This is a genomic window from Paenibacillus sp. FSL H8-0122, from assembly GCF_038005345.1.
Classification (GTDB): domain Bacteria; phylum Bacillota; class Bacilli; order Paenibacillales; family Paenibacillaceae; genus Paenibacillus_AQ.
On the sequence record NZ_JBBOTB010000001.1, the window covers coordinates 6829347 to 6854126 of the forward strand.

The 24780-nt window shown below is 54.2% G+C and carries 24 protein-coding genes; 21 read left to right on the top strand and 3 right to left on the bottom strand.

What is annotated here, in order from left to right; genetic code table 11:
- The first annotated feature begins 23 nt into the window (after window positions 1-23).
- From NSS64_RS29325 to NSS64_RS29365, 9 genes are all read left to right on the top strand, one after another.
- Window positions 24-1166: a glycerol dehydrogenase gene (locus NSS64_RS29325; protein ID WP_341142395.1), complete on the top strand. Its 1143-nt coding sequence runs from the start codon at window positions 24-26 to the stop codon at window positions 1164-1166.
- Window positions 1163-2923: a dihydroxyacetone kinase subunit DhaK gene (gene dhaK / locus NSS64_RS29330; RefSeq protein WP_341142396.1), complete on the top strand. Its 1761-nt coding sequence runs from the start codon at window positions 1163-1165 to the stop codon at window positions 2921-2923. The genes NSS64_RS29325 and dhaK overlap by 4 nt, the downstream gene beginning before the upstream one ends.
- A 189-nt stretch (window positions 2924-3112) precedes the next feature.
- Window positions 3113-4435 carry an SMI1/KNR4 family protein gene (locus NSS64_RS29335; protein ID WP_341142397.1) on the top strand — a complete coding sequence of 441 codons (1323 nt, stop codon included), beginning with the start codon at window positions 3113-3115 and terminating at the stop codon, window positions 4433-4435.
- Window positions 4436-4641: 206 nt separating this feature from the next.
- Window positions 4642-5541 carry an NAD-dependent epimerase/dehydratase family protein gene (locus NSS64_RS29340; RefSeq protein ID WP_341142398.1) on the top strand — a complete coding sequence of 300 codons (900 nt, stop codon included), beginning with the start codon at window positions 4642-4644 and terminating at the stop codon, window positions 5539-5541.
- Window positions 5531-6508, top strand: coding sequence for a phosphotransferase (locus NSS64_RS29345; protein ID WP_340995030.1), 978 nt, complete (start codon window positions 5531-5533; stop codon window positions 6506-6508). The genes NSS64_RS29340 and NSS64_RS29345 overlap by 11 nt, the downstream gene beginning before the upstream one ends.
- A 143-nt stretch (window positions 6509-6651) precedes the next feature.
- A complete protein-coding gene (locus tag NSS64_RS29350) occupies window positions 6652-7089 on the top strand; it encodes a collagen-like protein (RefSeq protein ID WP_341142399.1) in 438 nt (145 codons plus the stop codon).
- A gap of 76 nt (window positions 7090-7165) precedes the next feature.
- Complete coding sequence (locus NSS64_RS29355) at window positions 7166-7435, top strand: hypothetical protein (RefSeq protein ID WP_340946047.1); 270 nt, start codon at window positions 7166-7168, stop codon at window positions 7433-7435.
- Between the two features lie 137 nt (window positions 7436-7572).
- On the top strand, window positions 7573-8163 hold the full coding sequence (locus NSS64_RS29360) for a TetR/AcrR family transcriptional regulator (RefSeq protein WP_341142400.1): 591 nt from the start codon (window positions 7573-7575) through the stop codon (window positions 8161-8163).
- A gap of 76 nt (window positions 8164-8239) precedes the next feature.
- A complete protein-coding gene (locus NSS64_RS29365) occupies window positions 8240-9634 on the top strand; it encodes an MFS transporter (protein ID WP_341142401.1) in 1395 nt (464 codons plus the stop codon).
- Here the strand turns inward: NSS64_RS29365 and pdxR are convergent.
- Window positions 9629-11062, bottom strand: a complete 1434-nt coding sequence (pdxR, locus tag NSS64_RS29370; protein WP_341142402.1) for a MocR-like pyridoxine biosynthesis transcription factor PdxR — start codon at window positions 11060-11062, stop codon at window positions 9629-9631. The two genes, NSS64_RS29365 and pdxR, sit on opposite strands and share 6 nt — an antisense overlap.
- A gap of 149 nt (window positions 11063-11211) precedes the next feature.
- Between pdxR and NSS64_RS29375 the strand changes: the two genes are divergently transcribed.
- The 4 genes from NSS64_RS29375 (at window position 11212) to NSS64_RS29390 (ending at window position 15351) form a co-directional block, all read left to right on the top strand.
- Entirely contained in the window at window positions 11212-11760 is a 549-nt protein-coding gene (locus NSS64_RS29375) for a pyridoxamine 5'-phosphate oxidase family protein (protein WP_341142403.1), read from the top strand.
- Between the two features lie 175 nt (window positions 11761-11935).
- Window positions 11936-12283, top strand: coding sequence for a hypothetical protein (locus tag NSS64_RS29380; protein WP_341142404.1), 348 nt, complete (start codon window positions 11936-11938; stop codon window positions 12281-12283).
- A 161-nt stretch (window positions 12284-12444) separates the two neighbouring features.
- Window positions 12445-13653, top strand: coding sequence for a hypothetical protein (locus tag NSS64_RS29385; RefSeq protein ID WP_341142405.1), 1209 nt, complete (start codon window positions 12445-12447; stop codon window positions 13651-13653).
- Between the two features lie 174 nt (window positions 13654-13827).
- The gene (locus tag NSS64_RS29390) at window positions 13828-15351 is read left to right on the top strand and encodes a malate:quinone oxidoreductase (RefSeq protein ID WP_341142406.1); all 1524 of its coding nucleotides are present in this window, start codon (window positions 13828-13830) and stop codon (window positions 15349-15351) included.
- A gap of 123 nt (window positions 15352-15474) precedes the next feature.
- Here the strand turns inward: NSS64_RS29390 and NSS64_RS29395 are convergent, their stop codons facing one another.
- Window positions 15475-16629, bottom strand: coding sequence for an MFS transporter (locus tag NSS64_RS29395; RefSeq protein ID WP_445667820.1), 1155 nt, complete (start codon window positions 16627-16629; stop codon window positions 15475-15477).
- Window positions 16630-16774: 145 nt separating this feature from the next.
- Here NSS64_RS29395 and NSS64_RS29400 point away from each other — a divergent pair, with 145 nt between their 5' ends.
- The 8 genes from NSS64_RS29400 to NSS64_RS29435 all read left to right on the top strand — a co-directional run bounded on the left by NSS64_RS29400 (window position 16775) and on the right by NSS64_RS29435 (window position 23741).
- The gene (locus tag NSS64_RS29400; protein ID WP_076080626.1) at window positions 16775-17665 is read left to right on the top strand and encodes a LysR family transcriptional regulator; all 891 of its coding nucleotides are present in this window, start codon (window positions 16775-16777) and stop codon (window positions 17663-17665) included.
- Window positions 17666-17729: 64 nt separating this feature from the next.
- Window positions 17730-18515 (top strand): MerR family transcriptional regulator, encoded by a 786-nt coding sequence (locus NSS64_RS29405; protein WP_341142408.1) that lies wholly within the window; start codon window positions 17730-17732, stop codon window positions 18513-18515.
- Window positions 18512-19174 carry a GNAT family N-acetyltransferase gene (locus NSS64_RS29410; protein WP_341142409.1) on the top strand — a complete coding sequence of 221 codons (663 nt, stop codon included), beginning with the start codon at window positions 18512-18514 and terminating at the stop codon, window positions 19172-19174. Before NSS64_RS29405 ends, NSS64_RS29410 begins: the two co-directional genes overlap by 4 nt.
- A gap of 4 nt (window positions 19175-19178) precedes the next feature.
- Entirely contained in the window at window positions 19179-20198 is a 1020-nt protein-coding gene (locus NSS64_RS29415) for an alpha/beta hydrolase family protein (protein ID WP_341142410.1), read from the top strand.
- A gap of 137 nt (window positions 20199-20335) precedes the next feature.
- On the top strand, window positions 20336-21028 hold the full coding sequence (locus tag NSS64_RS29420) for a response regulator transcription factor (RefSeq protein ID WP_341142411.1): 693 nt from the start codon (window positions 20336-20338) through the stop codon (window positions 21026-21028).
- Between the two features lie 83 nt (window positions 21029-21111).
- Window positions 21112-22035, top strand: coding sequence for an ATP-binding cassette domain-containing protein (locus NSS64_RS29425; protein ID WP_341142412.1), 924 nt, complete (start codon window positions 21112-21114; stop codon window positions 22033-22035).
- Window positions 22028-22789, top strand: a complete 762-nt coding sequence (locus NSS64_RS29430; protein WP_341142413.1) for an ABC transporter permease — start codon at window positions 22028-22030, stop codon at window positions 22787-22789. The genes NSS64_RS29425 and NSS64_RS29430 overlap by 8 nt, the downstream gene beginning before the upstream one ends.
- Window positions 22790-22811: 22 nt before the next feature.
- On the top strand, window positions 22812-23741 hold the full coding sequence (locus NSS64_RS29435) for a sensor histidine kinase (protein ID WP_341142414.1): 930 nt from the start codon (window positions 22812-22814) through the stop codon (window positions 23739-23741).
- 56 nt (window positions 23742-23797) lie between these two features.
- Here the strand turns inward: NSS64_RS29435 and NSS64_RS29440 are convergent, their stop codons facing one another.
- Window positions 23798-24709, bottom strand: a complete 912-nt coding sequence (locus NSS64_RS29440; protein ID WP_341142415.1) for a helix-turn-helix transcriptional regulator — start codon at window positions 24707-24709, stop codon at window positions 23798-23800.
- Window positions 24710-24780 lie beyond the last annotated feature (71 nt).

A 24780-nucleotide genomic window follows, 5' to 3' on the forward strand; every position in this document is an offset into this window, starting at 1 on the left:
ACGACTCGAGGAGGAATGAAAGAATGAGAAGAACCTTTATCAGCCCGGCTAAATACACACAAGGTGAGGATGAGCTGCTTCAATTGGGATACTTCGTCAGTACTTTCGGCACATCGGCTCTGCTGATTGCGCACCCGGATGATGTGAAGCGTGTGCAGGCCAAGCTCGATGCCACCAGCAGTCAATTCGGCATTACTCTCGTGAAGGGGGATTTCCAGGGCGAATGCTCCCGGCAGGAGATTTCCAGACTACAGGAGCTGGCCCGTGAGCATAAGTGTGCTTGTACTATCGGTCTTGGCGGCGGCAAGGCCATCGACACGGCTAAATGTGTGGCAGAAGGCGAGGCGCTGATTATCGTTCCTACCATTGCAGCCACCGATGCACCCACCAGCCATTCCGCTGTGATTTACACTTCTGAAGGCGCTTTCGAGGATTATGCTTACTTCAAAGCCAGCCCTTCGGTCGTGCTGATTGATACGACTGTTATCGCGCAGGCTCCTACCCGCTTCCTGGTATCCGGGATGGGCGATGCCCTCTCCACCTACTTCGAGGCCAGAGCTACTGCGGCATCCTATTCCAATGTCAATGCGGGGCTTCCTTGCGGAGTGCATGCAGGTGTAATTACGGAGGCCAAAGGCACCAAAGCCGCGCTGGCCCTTGCCCGCTTATGCTACGATACCCTGCTGGAGGATGGCGCCAAGGCCAAGCTGGCTTGTGATCAGAACGTGGTGACACCGGCGCTGGAGAATATTATTGAAACGAACATCCTGCTGTCGGGGCTCGGGTTCGAGAGCAGTGGTCTGGCTGCCGCACATGCCATCCATAACGGCCTGACGGCGCTCGAAGGCACCCATCATTATTACCATGGCGAGAAGGTGGCTTTCAGCACGATTGCACAGCTCGTTCTGGAGAACGCGCAGCAGGCAGAGATCGATCAGGTGTTGTCCTTCTGCCACTCGGTGAGCCTTCCTGTATGCCTGGCCGATATTGGTGTCGCTTCCATCTCCCATGAGGAGCTGATGGAAGTGGCCCGCAAGGCGTGTATCCCGGAGGAGTCGATTCATTCGATGCCGTTCCCGGTTACCGCTGAAGCGGTTGCCGCTGCCATTGCTGTTGCTGACAAGCTGGGCGAAGCCTTCAAGAAGAGCATGGAGCAACGCGTATGAAAAAGATAATCAACGATCCGGCCAATCTCGTCCGTGAGATGTGCAGCGGACTGGTGATGGCTCATCCGCAGCTGACATTCGACAGCAAATACAAAATTGTCTCCAGGTCTGCGCCGAATCCTGACAAGGTAACGCTGATCAGCGGCGGGGGCAGCGGCCATGAGCCGGCGCATGCCGGGCTGGTCGGTCCGGGAATGCTGGATGCAGCCGTCTGCGGGGATGTCTTCGCCTCCCCGTCACAGATTCAGGTCTACCAGGCGATCCGCAACCATACCGGCCATAAGGGCGCTCTGCTGATCATCAAGAATTACAGCGGCGATATGATGAACTTCCAGAATGCGGCTTATCTGGCGGCTGAGGACGGCCTCGCTGTGGACTATGTGAAGGTTGATGATGATATTGCAGTAGAAGACAGCCTGTATACGGTGGGACGCCGAGGGGTTGCAGGCACGATTCTGGTGCATAAGGTTGCCGGGGCGGCTGCCGAGGCCGGACTGCCGCTGGCAGAGGTGAAGCAGGCCGCGCAGCATGCGGCTGCTCATGTGCGCAGTCTTGGTTTTGCTTTTACCTCCTGTACCGTTCCGGCCAAGGGTACGCCTACCTTCCAGCTTCAGGAGGATGAGATGGAGTATGGGGTCGGCATTCATGGTGAACCGGGCATCCGCAGAGAAAAGCTGCTGACCGCCGATGAGCTGGCGGAACGTATGATCTCTGCCCTGCTGGCCAGTCTGAACCTGGATCAGCAGGACGGCGGAGAGGTGGTGGTGCTGGTCAACGGCTTCGGCGCAACGCCTCTGCAGGAGCTGTACCTGCTCAATCACTCCGTGATCCGTAGTCTGGGAGAACGGGGGATCATCATCCGCCAATCTCTTGTAGGCAACTATATGACCAGCATAGATATGGCCGGCGCTTCCATCAGCCTGATGAAGCTGGATGATGAGCTGCGCAGATGGCTTGCTGAGCCTTGCGATACTCCGGCGCTCCGGTTAACGGGTGAGCTTGCGCCGGTGCAATACGTCAGCCCGCTTCCGCAGCAGGACGCTCAGGCTGAGGTGAGCCTGACGGCCGAGACCGATCCGGGCTTCGCTGTCCTCCGTGACGAACGGCTGCGGCTTACGAACATCATCTATCTGGTGGATAAGATGAGTGAGATTATTATCGCGAATGAGGCTCCCTTCTGTGAGCTGGATGCTCATGCGGGTGATGGGGATTTCGGGATGAGTGTCGCCAAGGGCTTCAAGCAATTGAAGCGGGAATGGAAGGAGCTTGTGCAGGATCACGCTACGGATATCGGCAGCTTCCTTCAGGCCTGCTCCCTGATCATTATGGAGCATTGCGGCGGAGCCTCCGGTCCAATCTGGGGCTCAGCCTTCCGCTCAGCAGGCAAATATGCCACTGGCCGGACCTCGCTGAAAACGCTGGAGATGGCCGAAATGCTGGAAGCAGCGGTTCAGGGCATCCAGGCTACTGGTGAACGCTCCTTCGGTCGCGGGGCAGTCGTGGGCGATAAGACGCTGATTGATGCGCTGGTCCCTTGTGCCGAAGCCTGGAAGAGCAGTGCCCAGCAGAAGCTGTCCTTGAAGGAAGCCTTCGCCAAGGCGGCCGAAGCGGCTGTTGAGGGAGCCCGGCGCACCGAATCCATTGTGGCGCGGATGGGCCGGGCCGGGACGGTAGGTGAGCGCAGCATCGGCCACCCGGATGCGGGCGCATTTGCCCTGGGGGTTATTTTCACAGAGCTGTCTAACGCTGTCCAATAAGTATTCTATCGTTATAAGCCCGCCTGTCATTTCACCGTGACGGCGGGCTTATTCTTGTCTGGTAAACTATAATTCCCGAATGTTGTGGGAGTAAACGAGGAGCCTGGAACATATGCAGGGTGTGATATGATGGAAGACAATCGGCCAGGCCATTATGTGACATTCTTTGAATATGCAGGAGGGATCATCATGGAATTAGAGAAGCAGGCTGATCAGCTTGAGCGGATCAGGACGAAGCTGGAGCAGGCCCTGCGCAAGGATGCGGAGTTCACGGAATTCGGTGTCTCTTCGCATCGATACAAGCTGAAAGAAAAGCTTACAGCAGGCGAGCTGGCAGACTGGGAGGCACAATATGGGATCAGGCTTCCTGAACCGTTCGCCCGGTTCCTTACAGAGATCGGGAACGGCGGGGCTGGACCGTATTACGGAATCTATCCGCTTGCACAGGCCACCTCCTATACCGAGCTTCCGGCACTCCAGGGCCGGGCAGTGCTTCGCCCCGGGATGACTGCAGAGGAATGGAATCTATTGACGGAGCCTCTGACGGGGGAACGGGACATCTCGGATGAAGAGTACGAGGAAGCGAGAAACAAGGCGCTTGGCGGAATGCTGTGTATCGGCACCCAGGGCTGCGAATATGAGATGTATCTCGTGCTGGAAGGGGAGCACCGGGGGAGGATTGTGTATACCTCGGAATTTTTCCCTGACCGCCCGTTCTTCTTCGTCTATGAAGATAACTTCCTGGACTGGTACGAGCGCTGGCTGGATGAGATTATTCTGGATTATGACAACGCATGGTTTGGCAGCCGGCTGCCGGGTGACGAGAATACGCTTATTCAGCTGTATCGCAACACTCCTGACGGGAAGCTGCAGGCCAAGGCGCTGGAGGCCATGTTCAAGTTCAAGCGAATCGCCCCGTCCACCCTGGAATTCCTAAGCAATGTGGCCGGGCAAAGTTCCCGGGATGCGGGCACAGCCATCTCGCTGCTCTGCAAAACGTCCTTTGAGGCGGGCAGACCCTATCTGCTGAAGCTGCTGCAGTCGGATGACGCTGAGGGATCGCTCCGCGCCTTAAGCATTCTGCATACTTACGGCAAGAATGAGGACCGGACCGAATTCATTCCGGTGATCCAGCAGAGGCTTGAGCGAATTAATGACGCGGAAACACTGCGTTATGCAGGTTATATCCTCAACGACTGCGATGCTGTGAACTTCCACGATTTCGCACCCTTCCTGTGCCATACCAGCCTGGTTATGCAGACGACTGCGATCTATGCCGTGAGAGACTGCGGGAATAAGCAGGAGAGCTGGCAGATCATTGAGCAGATGTTCCGTACTGGAGGTACAGAGGTACTGCGCAGCTCCATTTCACATTGGGACGTTATTCCACATGAGAAGCTGCTGCCTTACTATAAGGCGATATGGCCCGAATACAGAGGAAATCCTAATTTCAGGGAGAAATTCACCGCTTGCCTGCGGGAGCTGCACCTGCCGGATGATTATTTGGACTGAGGAGTTGGCCCGGCCTATTCAGGATTAGATGTAGCCCTCACCGCCGTCAGATAGGCCCAATCTTCCCCGGCCCGGAATGATCATCAAATGAATACCGGTTGAAGATGTCGTTAAGCTGCCTTTTATGTCCTCCTCACTACTATTGTGAGATTCATAAGAAAAGTTAGACTATGCAAATAAAACAATGTTCTAATAGGAGTGTTCCCATGAGACTTCGAGATAAAGTCGTTCTCGTAACAGGCGTTACGGGCACGGCAGGAGATAAAATTGCCAGAAGATGTGTTAGCGAGGGAGCGGAGGTCAAGGGAGTTATCCGAAATAGGGACCAGATCGTGCGATGTGAAGAGCTCGGCATTACACCCGTCATCGGAGACTTGACAGATAGAGCCGTCATCGCGGAAGCGCTCAGGAATGTGAATATTATTATTCACGCTGCGGCATATCTGGGTGAGGATCGGGTGATTGCCGAGGCGTCCAACATCCAGGGGGTGCAAAATCTGGTGGACGGGGCAATATTCGCGGGAGTGGAACGCTTCGTGCATCTTTCGACGGTGTCCGTCTATGGTCATTTTGATGGAGAGGTGGAGCTGGATGAGTCAAGCAGCCTTGCCTTCGGCCACGGGGAGGTATACATTTCAACCAAATGTGAATCGGAACGGATCGTACAGGCTGCAATGGCTAACGGTTTGACAAGTGTTATTCTGCGTCCTGGAGTGATCTGCTCTGAATATAACTCGCACTGGGGCGACCGGCTGATCGCTAAGCTTGCTGATTCTGCGGAAGTGGACTGGATTCATCCGGAGGACTTAACGCCCTGGGTGCATGCGGACAACCTGGCTGAGATGTGTGTACTGGCAGCGACGCAGCCTGCGGCTGGGAACCAGTGCTATAACGCAATTGACGGAAATTATCCGGAAAAAGATTTTACGATGCGTATCGGGCTTGCCCTGAATAAGAAGTTCATTATACCGGGCGGGGACCCTATAAGGACGGCGTATAGTTGCGACAAAATAAAAAACGAGCTCGGCTACAGTCCGGTCAAAACGTTCGAGGAGACCGTTGTCCGGCTGGAGCAGCAAGCTAGGGGAGAGCTAAATGTATCATAAACCGAAGGCCATGCGTTCCGTTCTAGATCCAAAGTATTTGGAATATTGCCTTAGTCCTCTGTATGACATTGGGGATTGGCGAGATTGCCTGTTCTGGTTACGCGGCTTGAACGATACTTACAGAATCCGTACTGGCACAGGTACTTATATTCTTCGGATCTACCGCCAATCGATAGCTGAAAGTGATGTTGTCTATGAATTGTCTCTGCTGGCACAGCTGGAACACCAACTGAGCGCAGTAAATACAAAGGTTTCCGTTCCTATCCCTCAAAAGAACAGCAGCTTATACACGGTCATCGATGCGCCGGAGGGCCCGAGAGTTGCCGTGATTTACAGCTATCTGACAGGCACTGAGAATGTACTGCATGACGAGGAATCATGTGCTTCCTTCGGGAAATCTGCTGCTGAATTGCACGCTGCCATGGACAGGGTTTCCTTGGATCTGCCTAGACCGGATCTGGATACCCGCGCTCTGATCCTCCAGCCGCTGAACCGTATTGTGGATTATCTCGGTGAGGGACACCGCTCAGCTGCCTATCTGCGCGAGTTCGCCGGTGCATTAACGGAGCGGATCATCGCTGCCAGTCCGGGCCTGGACTGGGGCATCTGCCACGGAGATTTGCACGGGAACAATAATGCCTTCCAGGAGGGCGATACGTTTACGCATTATGATTTTGAATGGGCGGCACAAGGCTGGCGCGCCTACGACTTGGCCCAGGTCCGGCACAGAAAACGTCTGCCGCAGGAGAAGAAGGAACCGCTGTGGCAGGCGTTAATGTCGGGCTACCGCTCGGTTAGAGACTTCTCGGAACAAGATGAATCTGCAATTGATCTGTTTATGATTGCCCGCCGGTTGTGGGTGATGGGACTTGATGTTGAGTTCATCAGTGACAGCGGGGCGCTGGATTACACGGAAGACTGGCTGGAGGAGTTCATTGATGAGTTCCGCTCTTACGATATAGTCTGATGATCCATGAGCTATAGTGCCGATTACCCTCCGCTAGGCGGAATGCTGTTAAAAGCCCATTGCAGCTGGGCACCCGCCCAGGCATCTTCTCCGCGAATGCATATGATGATTATGCCTAATGAAGCGAAAGAGGAGTGATATATATGGGATTTATACCAGTGCCGGGAGGCGGCGGAGGATTTCCGGGGATACCGGGATTTCCGGGTGGACCAGGCTTGCCGGGAGGGCCGGGGACTCCGGGGATACCAGGTTTGCCGGGGATTCCAGGGATTCCAGGCGGAGGGCCCGGAGGATTTCCGGGGACGCCCGGGGGTGCGCCGGGAGGAGTAGCCGCACCGACGGCGCCACCGCCGCAATTCGTACCGCAAGCACCAGCGGTCACGGCTTATGCGGTTGACCCTGGAGGCATCAGAGGATGCCTGTTCCGCAACACCTATATCTGGCTGAATAATGGTGAGCAGTTCTGGTTCTACCCGGTATTCGTGGGCAGAAGTTCGGTCGCAGGCTTCAGATGGAACGGCTTCTTCTGGGGATACTACGGCGTTGATTTGAACCGGGTTAGCTCGTTCACCTGCTTCTAGGTTGACCTATCTCCCTGTTTGGCCTCACTTGTGCTGGTTAAGTATACAGCAAGACAACTAGACAGGGAGGTGTACCATGGGGAACCTATGGATGGCATTCGTCTACCCTGGCAGCTTCTTGAGTCTGCTGGGGATTGTACTACTCATTATTGGCTATCAACGGCGGCGCACGGGCAAGCGTACCCGTCTGGAAGGCGCGGTAGCCCAGCCCGGCCCGCCGGCACCTGGAGGCCCAGGCACCGCATCGTTTCAGCGGGAAGTACGGTATTCGCTGATGGGCGGCATTCTGTTGGGGCTGGGCTTGCTCCTATTTGCTGCACTGGGCGTTACCTCGCTATTAGAATAGGACAAGCATATTGAGCTGGAAACGGCTTAAGTGATAGCGGGCAGAACGATACACCTTGCTAAATTCGGGAGCAGGGTGTATTCTTAGTCTAATATGTCAGTTAGTACTGACAGTCAACTTTTGAAATGAGGAATAGGATGATGGAGAGCAAATCGCTAAGTACCAGTGATAAACTCCTGACCGCTGCCATTGATCTATTCGCAGAGAAGGGCTACAAGAGTGTGACCACCCAGGAGATTGCGGCGGCGGCAGGCTTAAGCGAGAAGACGCTGTTCCGCCAGTTCGGAACCAAGCTGAACCTGCTGGAGCGGGCCTTCGACCGGTTTCATTATACCGAAGATATGGCCAAGCTGTTCAATGAAAGCATCATATGGGATCTTCCTACCGATCTGCTTCTGGTCAGCCGGACGTATCATGAGATTATGAACCGCAACCGGAAGATGAACATGATATTTATCAAGGAAGGGGATCAGCTCCCCGGTCTTAAGGAGTATAGCAGAACCGCCCCGGAGCAGTTGATGCGGAATCTGACGGATTATTTCAAGACCATGACTGAGCGAGGGAAGCTGATTCCCGGGAATCCCAGAGTGCAGGCTGTGCAATTTATGGTGATGAATTATGGCGCATTCCTGAACAATCTGGACGATGAGGGGAATTTCACTTCGGTGTCGCTGGAGGAATTCATCACGGCAAGTGTCCAGACGTTTACTAGGGCGTTAACGCCCTAGTTGTTTTTTTGAATGAAATGACAGTAAGTACTGACTGACCTTATCGAATTGATATACGGAGAGAGGAGCACCACCTATGGAGAATCATGCTGTAACCCCTACTACCAAAGGTAATGTGTTAATGCGCGCACTCGTTTTTACCCTGGTGATTTCGTCAATGAATGCGAATATGTTCAATATTGTGCTGCCTACGATCAGTAAGGAATTTGAATTATCGCCATCCCAGGTGAGCTGGGTCATTACCAGTTATATGATTGTATATGCTGTCGGTGCGGTTACTTTTGGCAAATTGACGGAGAAGTACCGGCTGAAGGACCTGCTGACGTATGGATTATTACTCTTTGTCTTGGGTTCTATGGCTGGCGTTGCCGCTACCGAATATTGGATGATCATTGCAGGCCGTGTAGTTCAGGCAGGCGGGGCTTCTGTGATTCCTGCTATGACGATGATCATCCCGATCCGTTACTTTTCTCCCGACAAAAGAGGCCGTGCGCTGGGTACCTCTGCTATCGGGATAGCCTTGGGTACAGCGCTGGGCCCGATTATTGCCGGGATGGTCATCAGCGCCTGGAACTGGCGGGTTCTATTCCTCATTCCGTTGCTGTCGCTGCTGACACTGCCAGTCTACCGCAAATATCTGCAGGATGAATCAAGGAAGGCTGCTTCGATCGACTGGCTTGGCGGGATGTTGCTGGCTGGAGTGGTAACGGCAACCTTATTGGCGCTAACGAACGGGAGCTTCCGGTTTGCGCTGGCAGCGGTTCTGATGCTCATTCTGTTTATTCTGCGTATCCGCTCCGCTGCGGCTCCGTTTATCCATCCTGATATTTTCCGCAACAGGCAGTATGCGATCATCCTGATCATTACCTTCTGCATTACAGGCATCAGCTTCAGCTCTCCATATCTCATCCCGCAGCTGCTGACACTTGTAAACGGCCTGTCTCCCGCCTATATTGGAATCGTCATGCTGCCCGCAGCTATCGTTACCACGGTTCTGGGCCGTAAGGGCGGTAAGCTGGCAGATGAGCACGGGAATCCGCGGCTCGTGTATACGGCGGCCTCACTTCTGGGGATAGGCTTCCTGTGCTTGTCTTCCGTAGCTGGAGGATCAGCGGTCCTGGTCTCGATCTCGCTCATCTTCTGTGTGCTGGGTCAGTCGTTCATGCAGATTGCTATGTCCAATACGGTCTCGCGGACGTTGACCCCAGAGCAGACAGGAGTGGGGATGGGGCTGTTCTCCATGCTCACCTTCATCTCGGCCGCTACATCAACGGCCGTCTTGGGCAAGGTGCTCGACTCCGGTGCCCCGGCAGCGGCGTTCAATCCTATACCTGGAAATGAGGCTTCCTTTGTGTTTAGTAATATTTTCACGGTGCTTGCTGTTCTGGTTATGGCGGTGAGCATGGTTTATTATGTGCAGTTCGGGCGCAAGGAGAGCAGATCATCCGGGACCATAAGCAGGGGCTTATAATAACAGCCCGGCCAGCCGGTGAATCCCCTGCTCAATCAAGGTCTCATCCACCTTGGCAAAACCCAGCACCCAACCCTTCCTGCGGCTCTCCAGACAGTAGTGCGCAAGAGGATATACCCGGATTCCCTGCTCCAGGGCTAACCGGGTCACGGCTTCCTCATCGTAGTCTGATTCTGCCTCAAGGAATACATGCAGTCCCGTCTCTGCTCCGCTCAGGGTGAACCGCTCGCCTAGACCGCTTGCGGTTATCGCCTTGGTGATGGCCTCATGTCTGCGGCGGTACACATTGCGGACTCTGCGCATATGGCGCATGAAGTGCCCCTTTTGAATAAAATGAGTCAAGGTGAGCTGGTCCATCACGGGAAGGTGGCGGTAGGTCAGCTCCTGTACACGCGCCAACTGGGCAATGGCCCGCGCCGGGCCGACAATCGCCGAGATACGGATGGCCGGGGCGATCATTTTGGAGAAGCTCATCAGATACAGGGTATTATTCGGAGCTTGGCTATAGAGCGTGGGCAGCGGGTCGCCACGGTAGCGGAATTCACTGTCATAGCCGTCTTCTATAATCCATAGCTGCTCCTGCACGGCCTGATGCAGCAACTGCTGCCTGCGCGGCTCTGACATCACGGAGCCTATGGCGCACTGGTGCGATGGAGTTACGAAGACCAGCCTGGAATTCGGGTGGATCTGGTCAACCACAAGACCATGTCCGTCTACAGGAACAGGGGCTACGTGCATCCGCCGGTAATTCATCGCCATCCAGGCCGCAGGGAAGCCGGGATCTTCCACAGAGACGGTATCTCCTTCCGTGAGCAGGGATTGGGCAATCAGGTCAAGGCTGTGCTGCGCTCCTGAGGTCAACAGAATCTGATTGAGCTCAATCCGTATGCCCCGCTCAAGCAGCAGGTAACGCTGAATCTGTTCCCTGAGCGGCAGGAGACCATAGGGATTGCCGTAGGACCAATCGGATACGTCCATTGCGGCAGAGGCGTGAAGCAGAGATTGCCGCCATTGATTCTGGAAGGTCCTATCCACATAGGGCTCGTGGGGGGTGAAATCGATCTCCACCTCCTGAGGCAGATGGCCTCCGAACCAGTCTTGCAGCTGATCTACCGCCGAGTTCAGTAGGGGAATTGAAGGTGGAACAGGTCCTTCTGGCACCGGCTCCTCCTGTGCCGCTTCAGGAACCGGGTTCCAATGGCTTACCCGTGTTCCACCCCGCCGGGAGGTTACGGTATATCCTCTGCTCTGCAGTTCCTCATAGACGAGCTGTACCGTGGAGCGGGAGACTCCTAGCTGGTGAGCAAGCTCACGGGAGGGGAGCAGCAGCTCACCCGGGGTCCAGATGCCTTGTGTAATATTATGGATCGCCTGATTCAGCAGTTGCTGCCAGATCGGGCTTGTATCCTTACGGTTGACGAACATCATGAGGAATCCCTCCTAATCGTAGCTTTGGTTCCGTATTTGCATTATGGATTGCCTAGAACCGTCCTCTTTGGATATTTTAGCACAATCCAATAGCTGATATACTACCGAATAACGTATACGCGGAGGACGCGGGAAGGAGAGGGTTCGATATGAATCCGGTTCGTTACAAGGTCAGGGAATGTAAGGATGAGGCGAGGATTGAACAGTTTTTGAAGCAGGCGAGAATTGGGTTTCTGGGATTAGTCGATGGTAATCTCCCCTATGTTGTGCCGCTTAACTATGTATGGATGGACGGCAAGCTGTATATCCACGGGGCCGGGGATGGAAGACGCAATCAGGTGATGAGTGACAATTCAGAGGTATGCTTCACGGTATGTGAGGAATACGGAACGATCACGAACCCCGTGCCCGCCAAGACGGATACCGCCTATATGAGCGTGATGGTCTTCGGGCAGGCAGAGCCGGTGACGGATCTGGATGAGGCTACGCAGGTCCTGCAGGAGATGATGAACAAGTATGTGCCCGGTTACTATAACCGGCCTCTGTCCAAGCAGCATGTCGAGAAATACCGGTCGGCTGTGTACGGCGGGCCCGTACAAGTGTACCGGATCACTCCGCAGCATCTGACAGCCAAAGAGAATCCGGTTGAAGCAGAGAGTATGTACAAGGCAGGGACGAATGAAGGGCAGAGCGTGTAATAGCTGCACTCCAAACTAAATAGAGATGAGCGCTTGGGCCGGTAACGGCCCGGGCTTGTTCGCGTTATGGCACGGCGGAATGGATGCAAAAAACCGAACACCATTGGGCGGGGCGGGCGATGTGCTGGGGCGGATGTAATCGAAAAACCGATTACAATGCGCCGCGAGAGGGGGCATGGACGTAAATGTAATCGAAAAACCGAATACAATGGGCTCGGCGGGGGCGTGTGGAGCAAATGTATGCGAAAAAGCGAATACAATGCGCCGCGAGGAGGGCATGGACGGAAATGTAATCGAAAAACCGATTACAATGCGCCGCGAGAGGGGCATGGACGGAAATGTAATCGAAAAACCGATTACAATGCGCCGCGAGGAGGGCATGGATCGAAATGTAATCGAAAAACCGATTACAATGCGCCACGAGAGGGGCATGGACGGAAATGTAAGTGGAAAACCGATTACAATGGGCCTGGTGGGGGCGCATGGGCCAAATGTAATCGAAAAATCGATTACAATTGGATGAGACTGCAGGTGGCATAGGATATGTACAGGATAGAGGGCCGTCAAAGTTGCTGTGAGCCCCAGGATATCGTATGGTTGAGTTAGTATAGCAAACAAAGGTAGTATGGAGAATATTAGTAGTATCGAGAATACAGGTAGGATTAAGCAGAGAGGATGAAGCAAATGTCCACAGATAACCAAGCTCTTCCCCCGGCTCCGATTACAGAACCCGGACGGTATGTCCTTGATCTGACGGGGCCCGGCAGCCACACGCTTGACCGCAAGCCCGGTATGGGCAGCTTATCAATCGGCCCCAGGGAATCGAAGCAACCAGCGGAGTTGCTGGTCGCTGCGGATGAGCGCATCAACTGGTCTGTCTTCGAGCCCTTCGCCACCCCGGCCGGCTCCCCTTGGCCGCGTTATCTGAGCTATACCGGCGGTGACACGGGCTTCCTGGAGTGGGCGGAGCGGCGGCCTATTGAGAGTATAAGCTGGACCCCGGTGCTGCCGGAGGCTACACCCTTGGACGGTAGCCGGGCGGATATCTATACCCTGGGTATCAAACTGGGTCCTCTGGCAAATGGACAGCTGAGCCTGGTTCTGCCGGAGAAGCTGTACAACCTGAGCCTGTCCGGCGATCTGACACGCTTCTCGGCTTCCGGCCATCTGCCGGCTTATCTAGCCCTGGTGCCGGACACAAGCAGACGTAAAAGCGATGCACCTTACCGGCTGCCGGACCTGGGCATGCTGAGTGAGGTGACCACTCTGGCGCTGAATAGCCCGCCGCTGGGCCAGCCCATCTCGCTTGCGGGTCTGGAGCAGTTACCGAACCTGGAATCCCTGAGCTTATGGGGCAGCTTCTGTGATCTTGACGCACTTGCCCGCCTTACCGGGCTGACCAGCCTGGAGCTGCGCTTCATGCCGGAGCTTGACGGTCTGCCTTCGCTGGATACGTGGCCGCTGCTGAACCGGTTCATTGCCTTCAATGTGGAAGAGGCCGGCGGCAAGCGTCTAAGACAACAGATGAAGGCGCGGGCCAAGGTGCGTCCTTGGGATGAGTATGCCTCGGTGAGCCAGCTGAGAAAGCCCGAGTGGTGGATAATCGAGTACGGCCGCCCGTTCTCCGCCTGGCCGAAGCGTCTGGCCAAGCTGGCGAACGAAGCCTACGATGCTGCGCAGGCAGCCTTGGCGGAGGCCCGCAGTCTTGAAGAGGCAGAAGCAGCCATTACCGCCTTCACTCTGCGCTTCAATTCACTGAAGGGCATCGAGACTACCGAGAGGGAAGACCTGGGCGAAGCGGTATGGCAGCTCAGCCAGTCAGAGCACCAGATCGGGCAGCCTATAACAGAGGAAGCGGCGCAGGGCTGGTTCGATGCGGCCCGTGATTATTAATTAAAAAGTTTATAAAAAATAAGATAAATCTTAAAATTTAGTTTCATTAGTGATAAACTAGGATCAGGATTGATCCAAACGGTGTGTGACCTGGTCCGCGCTGGCTTGCTATGGCGCCTAAGCAGGAGTGTCTGCATCCTTCCTGCAAATCGTAGGGTAGAAGGACGGTATAATATGAGCAACCAACAAACAAAAACAGACGTTATTTTAATTGGTGCTGGAATCATGAGTGCAACACTTGGTTCACTGTTAAAGGAATTAGTACCGGATTGGCAAATAACCGTGTTTGAGCGGCGTGCGGGTGCCGGGGAGGAAAGTTCAGGGGAATGGAACAATGCGGGAACGGGGCATTCTTCACTCTGCGAGCTTAACTATACTACAGAGCAGCCGGACGGATCGATCGACATCAGCAAGGCGATTAAGGTGAACGAGGAATTTCAGTTCTCCAAGCAATTCTGGTCCTATCTGGTGAGCCAGAAACGAATACACAATCCGCAGGATTTCATTGTTCCTGTGCCACATATGAGCTTTGTGGAAGGGCAGAAGGACGTAACATTTTTACAAAAACGATTTGAAGCGCTTTCAAACAGTCCGCTGTTTCAAGGCATGGAATTCTCCGATGATCCAAGGCAGCTGATGGAATGGATACCGCTGATGATGAAGAACCGGAAGCTGGACCAGCCGATAGCGGCTACCAAAATCGATTCGGGAACGGATGTGAACTTCGGCGCCCTGACCCGTATGCTGTTCGACCACTTGCAGAGCAATAACACCGATATTAGGTATAATCATCAGGTGGATGACCTGAAGCGCGCGCAGGACGGCTCCTGGGAGCTGAAGGTGAAGAATCTCGCCAGCGGCGCAACAGAGCGTCATAACGCCAAGTTCGTCTTCATCGGCGGCGGGGGAGGAAGCCTGCATCTGCTGCAGAAATCCGGCATCCCGGAAGGTAAAAAGATTGGCGGATTCCCGGTAAGCGGACTGTTCATGGTCTGCAAGAAGCCGGAGATTGTAGCCCAGCATCATGCCAAGGTGTACGGTAAGGCTGCGGTGGGTGCGCCTCCGATGTCTGTTCCGCATCTGGATACCCGGGTGATCGATAAGCAGGAATCCCTGTTCTTCGGGCCGTTTGCCGGCTTCTCGCCCAAGTTCCTGAAATACGGCTCGATGTTCGATCTGATTACCTCGGTCAAGCCGGATAATCTGGTTACGATGCTTGCAGCAGGAGCGAAGAACCTGTCATTAACCAAGTATCTGATCGGGCAGGTCATGCTGTCCAAAGAACAGCGCATGGAAGCGCTGCGGGAGTTCATCCCGGATGCGAAGAGCGAGGATTGGGAGCTGGTGGTGGCGGGCCAGCGGGTGCAGATTATTAAGGATACAGCAGCCGGCAAAGGCATACTTCAATTCGGAACGGAAGTAATTAGCAGTGCTGACGGCTCGATCGCCGCATTGCTGGGAGCCTCTCCAGGGGCGTCAACGGCCGTCTCTGTCATGCTGGAGGTAATCACCAGGTGCTTCCCGCAGCAGATCAAGGCCTGGGAGCCGAAGATCAAGCAGATGATTCCTGCCTACGGCATGTCCCTGTCCGCTAACCCGAAGCTATTGAACGACATTCATGCTTCCGCAGCGCAAACGCTGGGCCTGACGAATGGAACAGATGGGCATGAGCCGCCAGTCGCGGTCAATCATCTATAGAAAAGATTGGCGTGTGCTGACCACAAGCCTGCCAGCTTTTGTATACGTGTAAAGAGGCCATCCCTTGGGATAGCCTCTTTGTCTTGCTGTATCAAACCTGCCCAACCTATACCCCGAAAGAGATCAAGCCTTATGAGTCTTGAACAGCCGGATGGCCAGAATCAGAGCCACCGCTACAGCCGCGAGACCGGCCCAGTTCAGGTGGAGCACCGAGGTACGGCTGATCACATAGCCGCCTAAGCCCGATCCCAGCGCGAATCCGAACTGGATGAAGGAGGTGTTTACGCTCAGGGCCATATCCGGGTTCCGGGGAACCAGGGTGACCAGCAGGAGCTGCTGCGCAGGGGAGATGCTCCAGGTCCCCAGCATGAAGATCATCAGGATCAGTAGGAGGACAATCACATGAACGCCTGCCAGCGCGAACAGGAGGAGCGTGGCTGCCTGTAACAGAAGTCCCGTAATTATGGTGAACTTCGATCCTTTGGAATCAGCCAATTGCCCGCCTAACTTGGAGCCCATGAAGCTGCAGACTCCCGCCAGGAAGAGCACCCCGCTGATTTCGGTCACAGACAGTGAGGATGCGGCCTGCAGGTAAGGGGTAATATAAGTGAAGAGTGTAGCGTAACCCCCTACATATAGTAAGGTGATCGCCAGAGCAGTAACAATTCTGGAATCCTTCAGCACAGACAGCTGCATCCTGAGGGTGACGGCTTCTTTTTCTTTGATGGCAGGGACCTTGGCAGAGATAATGAACAGCGGAACAAGGCTCAGCCCCCCGACGATGATGAACAGAGCCCTCCACCCAAAGTGTTCGCTGAAAAAAGTGCCGGCAGGAACGCCCAGAACCAGCGAGCTGCTCAGTCCCATCAGAATAATGCCAATCGCATTGCCTCTGCGTTCCTTCTCCACGAGCCGTGTAGCTACAGCCATAGCGACTACGGTCGCTATGCCCCCGCTTGCCCCTTGGATAACCCGCACCCCCAGCATAGCTTCATAGGGCAGGTTCAGAAGCATCAGCCCGTTGCTGGCAATGAACACGCCGAGGGCGGTCAGCAGCAGCTTTTTGCGGTCCATATTAAGGGTCAGTGCAATGAGAACCGGGGCAATAATCGCTGCGGACAGCGCGAATACGGTCACCATCAGCCCCACTTCAGAGGTGGATACGCTAAGATCTGCCGCCATCATCTCAATGACGCCGGTAATAATATATTCAATCGTCCCGATCAGAAAAACGGCAAGTGCCAGAATATATATCGTCAATCGGTTATTCAAGTTCATTCGCTCCTTGTGGTTTCATATCCTTGTACCTTCATAACGGAATCGGCCGCCGTTCTTGTCATCACTCTACGATGCTGCTAAGGTTAAGTCAAAGAAACGTTTCTGAATGGAACGTTCATTTTTTTTGAATGAAGGAGTGACACATATGGAATTACGCCAACTTAAAACCTTTTATACGCTGGCTTCCACACTCAATTTCGCCCGCGCCGCCGAAGCACAGAACTACGTTCCCTCAACGGTTACGATGCAAATGAAGGCCCTGGAGGAAGAATTGGGGGTGAAGCTGGTGGACCGGCTCGGCAAAAATGTGACGTTAACCGATACCGGAAAAACGTTCCTGCGTTATGCGGATAACATCCTGTGTATGGTGGAGGAGGCGCAGCACGCGCTCAAGCAGCCCGGCGAGCTGACAGGCACCATCGTGATTAGCGCAGATGAGACATTATGCACCTACCGGCTCCCCGCTGTGTTGCAGAAGTTCCGGCAGCTTCATCCCGGAGTCCGGCTGATTTTCCTGCCGCTGGTGAGCCCGAGCCTCCGGCAGAGTCTGCGGGACGGGGATGTCGATGTGATCTTTATGCTGGATGAAGTGAAGGGCGAGAGCGGATTTTGCGGAGAAAAAATAAGGGAGGAACGCTTCTGCCTTCTGGCCGCTCCCGATCATCCGCTGGCGTCGCGCCCGGCGCTGGCTATCGAGGATTTCCATGGTGAAACGTTCTTACTGACGGAGCAAGGGTGCTCCTACCGCAGCTTCTTCGAGCGCAGCCTGTCGCAGAAGGGAATGGCGGGCATTACGGAATTGGAGTTTCACAGCGCAGAAGCCATCAAACAATGTGCGAAGCTGGGCATGGGCATCGCCATCCTCCCTGAAATGGCCGTAAGCGAAGAATTGAAGCGGGGGGAGCTGATCTCCCTGCCGTGGGATTTGACCGCAGTATCTTTTGCCACCCAAATGTTCTGGCATGAGGAGAAATGGCTCTCCCCGGCAATTGAGGCTTTTATCCATTTGGCCCGGGATCTCGAATCCTCCCCTTGACCTTAGGTCAGACCCAGGGTGTATCGTAGAGATATTCCAAGCCGCAGTCCGGGGAGTGATTAGGATGAGAAATGAAATAACGATTAGTGAACTGGCCAAGCTGATGAATGTGTCGGTCCACCAGATCCGGTATTTTGAAGAGAAGGGTGTGCTGCAGCCTGCTTATACCGGTGAGAATCAGTACAGAATGTACAGTATGGATCAAGTGTATCAGCTCGCGCATATCCTGCTGCTCCGCAAGCTTGAAGTGCCTGTTCAGTCGATTAACGAATGTATGAGCTATAGTCCGAAGCAGCATCGCGGGCTGCTGGAGAACTCTCTCGAAGGGATTGAACAGGAGCTGGTGCGTCTTCAGGAGCTTCGGCAGTTCATCCGTAAAATGCTGGAGGAACAGCAGAGCTACAGCACCTCGCCTGAGACCTTTCAGATCAAGAAGTGTAAGGCTACAAGTCTTATGCAGGTGATGAAGCTGGATTCACACAGGAAGCTGAGTGCAGCGCTGCTTGCGGAGCAGGCGGCAGGGATACCGGATCTGTTCGAATCGGATATTTATTATGTGCTGGAGGAGTCGGGTGCGGTAACCTTGTGTCTGGAGCAGCCGGATGCGGGCGGGGTGATTTTGCCGGACGGGGAGTATCTGACTCTGCAATGTGTGGCCCGCGAGGAGGAGCTGGAACAGTGGATCAGTCAATTACTGGTGCATGCTGCTGCACAAGCGATTCCTCTCGCGGGACCGCTGGTGGTCATTGAACGCTCTTATCTCTCCCTGTTCGTTCAAGGCAAGCTGCATTATGAGCTGAGGGCCTGCATCGGCCCGGCTGCACCTGTGGAAGGGAGAGGTTCCGTATGAGAACGATGCCAACAGGTACAACGTCAATAAGTACAGCGCCAGTAACTATCGAACCTATGGAGGCGAGGTATAATCGTGCGGTGGGGCTGCTGCTGGCTCAAGCTTTTCAAGGGAAATTCCAGAACCGGATCAGGCTGAAGGAGGCAGAGCTGGCAGGGTGCTTCGAGTTGCTGCTTCAGTATGCTCCTGCTGATCCCTATACACACAGGATGGTAGCTGTGCAGCAGGGTGAGGTGATTGGCAGCATCTCGGTTAAGCGTACACCTGAAGCGGACCTTATGGGGAGCAAGCAGACGTCTCCGTTACCGGGAACCTCACAGCTATTAGGCAAACGGGGCATGATCAGAATGCTGATCGGCCTCTATGTACTAGACCATACCCCGGCAGCAGGCGAGTGTTATATTACCGACCTTGCGGTCCACCCGGAGCATCAGAACAAAGGGGTAGGAAGGCTGCTTGTAGAGTGGGCGCAGAAGCTTGTGGATACAGACCCGGGACTGAATCGTCTCAGCCTTCATGTATCAGCCGGTAACCCGCATGCCCGTAAGCTATACGGGAAGTGGTCCTTCCACACGGAAGCCTGGGAGACACGTTATACCCTGTACTTATTGTTCAATGAGTTGAGCTGGGAATACATGGTTCAGCAGAGGGGGGGATAAAGAAATGAGGACAACGAAGAAACTATGGATATCTCTGCTAATTGTAGTACTGCTCCTTGGCGGTGCGGGGTTGTATATTGTGCAGCAGAACCGCTTTGAGATGACGGAGCAGGCCATCGAGATTGCGTCGCCTGAAGGCAAGTTGACGGGTACGCTGGTACTGCCTAAGGAGGCTTCGCAATCTTCCGGCAAGCTGGGACTTGTGCTCTTCATCCATGGGGACGGGCCGATTAATGCCTCGCATGATGACGGGTATAAGCCGCTATGGGAGCGGTTAGCCAGCCTGGGATATGCCTCCTTGTCGCTGGATAAAAGAGGTATCGGTGGTTCCGTAGGCAATTGGCTGGATCAGAGTATAGATGACCGGGTGGAGGAAGCACGTGAGGCTATCGCATGGGCCCGGAAGCAGCCGAATATCGATCCGGACCGGATCGGGGTGTGGGGTGCCAGTCAGGCAGGCTGGGTGATTCCCAAGCTGGCGGGCAAGGAGCCGCTCGCCTTCAGCATTCTGGTCTCACCGGCCATCAACTGGCTGCGCCAAGGAGCCTATCATACCCGGCAGCAGATGCTGCAGGAAGGGAAATCTGAGGCGGAAATCGCAGCCGAAGAGGCGGCTAACAACGAGGTTAGGCAGCTTCTGGCGCGGAAGGCGGGCTATGAAGACTATCTGGCTGCGGTGAAGGAAGATGACCTGATGACGCGGGAGCGGTGGACTTTTGTCAGCAAGAATTACCTGTCGGATGCCGGGCAGGATCTTAAGCAATTCCATTCCCCGGTGCTGTTGCTGCTGGGCCAGCAGGATATTCATGTAGACTGGCAGGAGACAGAGCAGGTGTACCGCAAGCTCGTCCAGCCGGAGCTGCTGAGCGTGGCGGTCTTCCCGGAGGCCGAGCATTCGATGCTGAGCAAGAAGACGGCGGATTCCAGCGTCATGGCGCTCATGATCAGCCTCTTCGCCCCACGCCACATTACAGTTCCAGGCTATATGGATCGGATTGGGGAATTCCTTAAGGAACTGGACTAACCTCAAGGGGCTGGTAAATAGAATGTCTTTTGTCACGCACATACTCTGGAACTTACAGCAGCAATGGTCTATCATATAGGCTAAAGAATTCAACATATAGGATTAGCTGCGGATTATGAATGACAAGAGGAGAACCGATGGACAAGCCAATAACTATTCTTGTTGCTGAAGACGACAGTGACATTAGCCGGCTGCTATGCAGCATTATCAGAAAGAGCGGATATCAGCCCCAGCCTGCCTTTTCTGGTACAGAGGCATTACTCTACCTGGAGCAGCGGGAATGGAGCATGGTTCTGCTCGATCTGATGCTCCCGGGAATGACAGGCGAGGAGCTGCTGAAGTGGATTCGCTTGCGCGGGGGGATGCCCGTGCTTATCATCTCGGCGAAGGGGGAGCAGCAGACCAAGGTGTCGGCGCTGCGCGGAGGTGCGGATGATTTCATTACGAAGCCCTTTGATATTGAGGAGGTATCCGCACGGATTGACTCCCATCTGCGCCGGCTAACACAGATTATGCCACCAGCTGTAGCCCGCATTCTGCAGCACAACGGACTTGTGCTTGACTGTGATTCTCAAATTGTGACGGCAGAGGGGACAGAGGCAGCTCTGACTGCACGGGAGTATGAAATTCTCAAATTGCTCCTATCAGAACCTCAGAAGGTATTCACTAAGGCCAATCTGTACGAGAGTGTATGGAAGGAGCCCTATTACGGTGACGATAACACGGTGAACGTCCATATGAGTAATTTGCGGAGCAAGCTGGCCAAGGCGGCACCCGGAAGCGAATTTATAGATACGGTATGGGGAATGGGCTACCGGCTGAAGACTTAAGACATTCTTAAGGATCGGCTTTAGCCCTTCTTAAGTTTTGATTTCTATACTTGGTCTATCACATAAGGGGGGCCAAGACAGCAATGAGTGAATATGTATTGCAAACGAATCAATTAAGCAAGAGATTCAAAGGCAGTGTAGCGCTGGATAAAGTGAATGTATCGATCCGAAAAGGCTCGATCTATGGCTTTATCGGGCAGAATGGAGCCGGAAAATCGACGCTGATGCTTATTGTCGCCGGACTTGCCTTTCCATCGGAAGGAACGATTGAGCTATTCGGCACGGGTACGGAACGGGAGTTGACCGAGGCCAGGAAGCGGATGGGGCTGATTATTGAAGGTCCCTCGTTGTTCCCGCATATGACGGCCAGCGAGAATCTGGAGGTGAACCGTCTCCTCCGGGGCATCCCCGGCAAAGATTGCATCAGCAGAATGCTCGAATTGGTTGGACTACAGGGGACAGGCCGGAAGAAGGTGAAGAATTTCTCACTGGGCATGAAGCAGCGGCTGGGCCTTGCCACCGCCATGCTAAGCGACCCGGAATTTCTGATTCTGGACGAGCCGACCAATGGGCTTGATCCGATGAGTGTTATCGAAATGCGCGAACTGCTGAAGCGGCTCAATCATGAACGGGGGTTAACAATTCTGATCTCCAGTCATGTGCTGAGTGAGCTGCATTTGCTTGCCAGCCACTATGGCATTATCCATCACGGCAAGCTGCTGGAGCAGCTTACGGCCCGGGAATTGAACGATAAATGCCAGCAGTATGTGCATATTAAAGCGGATCAGCCGGACAGGGCAGCCATGGTGATTCAGAACGAGCTGGGCACTACAGACTTCGAGGTGATGCCGGATGGAGTCATTAAGCTCTACGGATATAGGGAGCAATCCGGCAAGGTAGCTACGGCGCTATTCTCCGCAGGTATTACTATTGAGCAGCTCATGCCGATGGGTGAAGACCTGGAGAGCTATTTCATGAAGCGGATCGGGGGTGCCGGGAATGTATAACCTGATCAGAGCCGAGCTGTTCAAGCTGCGCAAGGACCGGTCGTTCCATGTGCTGCTGCTCATAATCGCCGCACTCTCTGTGGCATATCCGCTGCTTTACTATATCGATAATAAGTCCGGCGGCAAGCCGCAGTTCACCGGTGCCGAATTCCTGATTAAATTTGTGGCAAGCAATGGTTATGTCATCAAATTCAGCATCGCGGCATTGGCGGGATTCTTCATCGCCAGCGAATATACGACAGGTGTGATGAAGACGGTTGCATCGTCAGGCAATGACCGGGGGCGGCTGTACGCAGCCAAGCTTATTGGATTCTCGGCGGGAGCCATGATGATTTCTTTGATATTTCCGTTAGTCAGCTTGGCTGAAGTATCAATGCTCTCAGGCTTCGGCCAGTTGCCGGAGGGCGTGGATGCCTTCTTCCTCCCCCGGGTCCTTGGATTGACGCTGTTGTACACTGCTGCCTACGCAGCGATCGGGGCATTATTCACAGCAGTGTTCACCGAGAGCGGCAAGACAATCAGCTTCCTGATGGTCTTCTTCCTGATGATCAATACGATACTAGGAGGCTTGGGGGAATATATCCCTGTGTTAACTACAGTGTACGATTACTCGGTATTCAAGCTGCTCGGGGACATCGGCAAGACCCGGATAGACGGCGGGGATCTGCCTGCCCTCCTGCTTGTGCCCCTGCTGACTATTGTCGTCTCCGGGCTGCTGGGAGTGCTTGTGTTTCGCAAGAAGGAAATTAAATAAAGGAAGAGGGGAGCGGAGAGTCTTGTTCATCCTAACGCTCATATCAGTCACAGCGGCGGCTCTCCTGCTGGCCCGTCTCCTGGTAGTAAGGCGGGAGCTGGGACGGATGACCGGACAGCTTCGCCGTTATAATGAACGGACCACCGGCAAAAAGCTGGAGGTGAACCTATTTGACAAGCGGCTCGAAGCGCTCGCAGCCCAGATTAACCGCCAGTCTGATCTGGTCGTTGAAGCGGAAGCTAACCGAAGAAGGACGGAGAATGAGCTGCGTCAGGCAATTTCCAATATGTCCCATGACATCCGTACGCCGTTGACCTCCATCTTTGGCTATATTCAATTGCTGGAAGTTGAGCCGTTAACGCCTGAGGAGAAGCACGAATACCTCTACATTGTCAAAAACCGGACCAAGCGGCTTCAGGCGCTATTGAATGATTTTTTTGAGCTGTCCTTGATCGAATCTGCGGATTATCAGCTTAAGGCCGAGCGGATTGTAATGACGTTCCTGCTGTCGGACGCGCTGGTCGGCTTCTATGATCCGTTCAATGAGCGGGGCATTACGCCGGACATCCGGTTTCCGAAGGAACCGGTGGCAGTATATGCTGACGAATCAGCTGTGCGGAGGGTCGTTGAGAACCTGCTGATGAATACAGTCAAGCATGCTACTGGCCAGGTGACCATCTGCTTCGAGCAGCGGGAGATGACAGCAGAGCTTAGAATTACAAACGAAGCGAAGGAACTATCCGGTATGGATGTGAGGCTGCTGTTTGACCGCTTCTATACAGTAGACCGCACCCGTTCCGCTCAAGGCTCAGGGCTGGGTTTATCGATTGCCAAAAGCCTCATGAACAAAATGAATGGTACGTTGACTGCAGAGCTGAAAGGGGATAAGTTAACCATGGTCTGCTGTTGGCCGCTGTGGTTACAGGGTGAAGAACAGCCCAATTACCGCTGAACACTGCGGTTAGTTTAACCCCATCGAACAGCCAGCTCCCTCCTAAGTAGTGATTTTTACGTATACCGGCTCATCATTTCAAGCAGATACTTACGGAATTCTTCACGGTAGGGCTTCGGCTCCATAATCTCCAGACGGGTGCCGAAGCCGGCCAGGAATTGATATCCGATCGGGTGCTGCGGAATATAGAACGTAGCCAGCAGTTGTTCAGCGCTATAGGCTTCGATGCTCTTGCGGCCGTACCGTTCAATGAAATGATCCTTAATCCCCGGCGAGATCAGCGCCTTCACTTCGGTTAACTGCGGCGGAACTTCAGCCTCCCGTGCCTGATTCAGCATGTCCGCTCTGGGGCTGAACGTCTGTTCCTTACGCTCAAGCTGCTCCATCCGGGAGAGCTTGAACATCCGCATCCCCATCCGCTCCAGGCAGAAGCCCTTCAGATACCAGCTCGATTCACTGAAATGAAGCTGATAGGGCTCCACTGTCCGTGTCGTCGGAGTGCCGGATCTGTCGGTGTAGCGGAAGGACAGCAGCCAGCTCCCGGCGATGGCCTCCTGGCAGGTCTTCAAGGCTCCGGCAAGCTCTGCGCGGCCCTCCCAATCATAGAAGGACAGCTGAACCGACCCCTTAGGAGCGATTGGACTCACCATCGCTTCTATTTTTCGTAGCGTCATGGCCACGTCTTCGCTGATCAGAATTTGCTCCAGCCCGCCGAGCGCAGCCAGTATATTCTCCAGATCGGAGCTGCTCAACAGGCGCTTATCCACCTTGTATTCTTCCATAATGCCATAGCCGCCCTGCACGCCGGGTGTGGCGTATATAGGTATGTGCGCCAGGCTGAGCGCTTCCATATCGCGGAGAATCGTCCGTTTGGACACGCCGAATAATTGTGCGAACTCTGAGCTGGGCACAATATCTTTTTTGAGCAGAATCATAATGATGGTAATCAGCCGTTCGACCTTGTCCATCCGCTTCCCTCTTTCTTGAGTTGAGTATGAAACGGTGACATACACCCGTCACCTATCGTGTATTATACTAC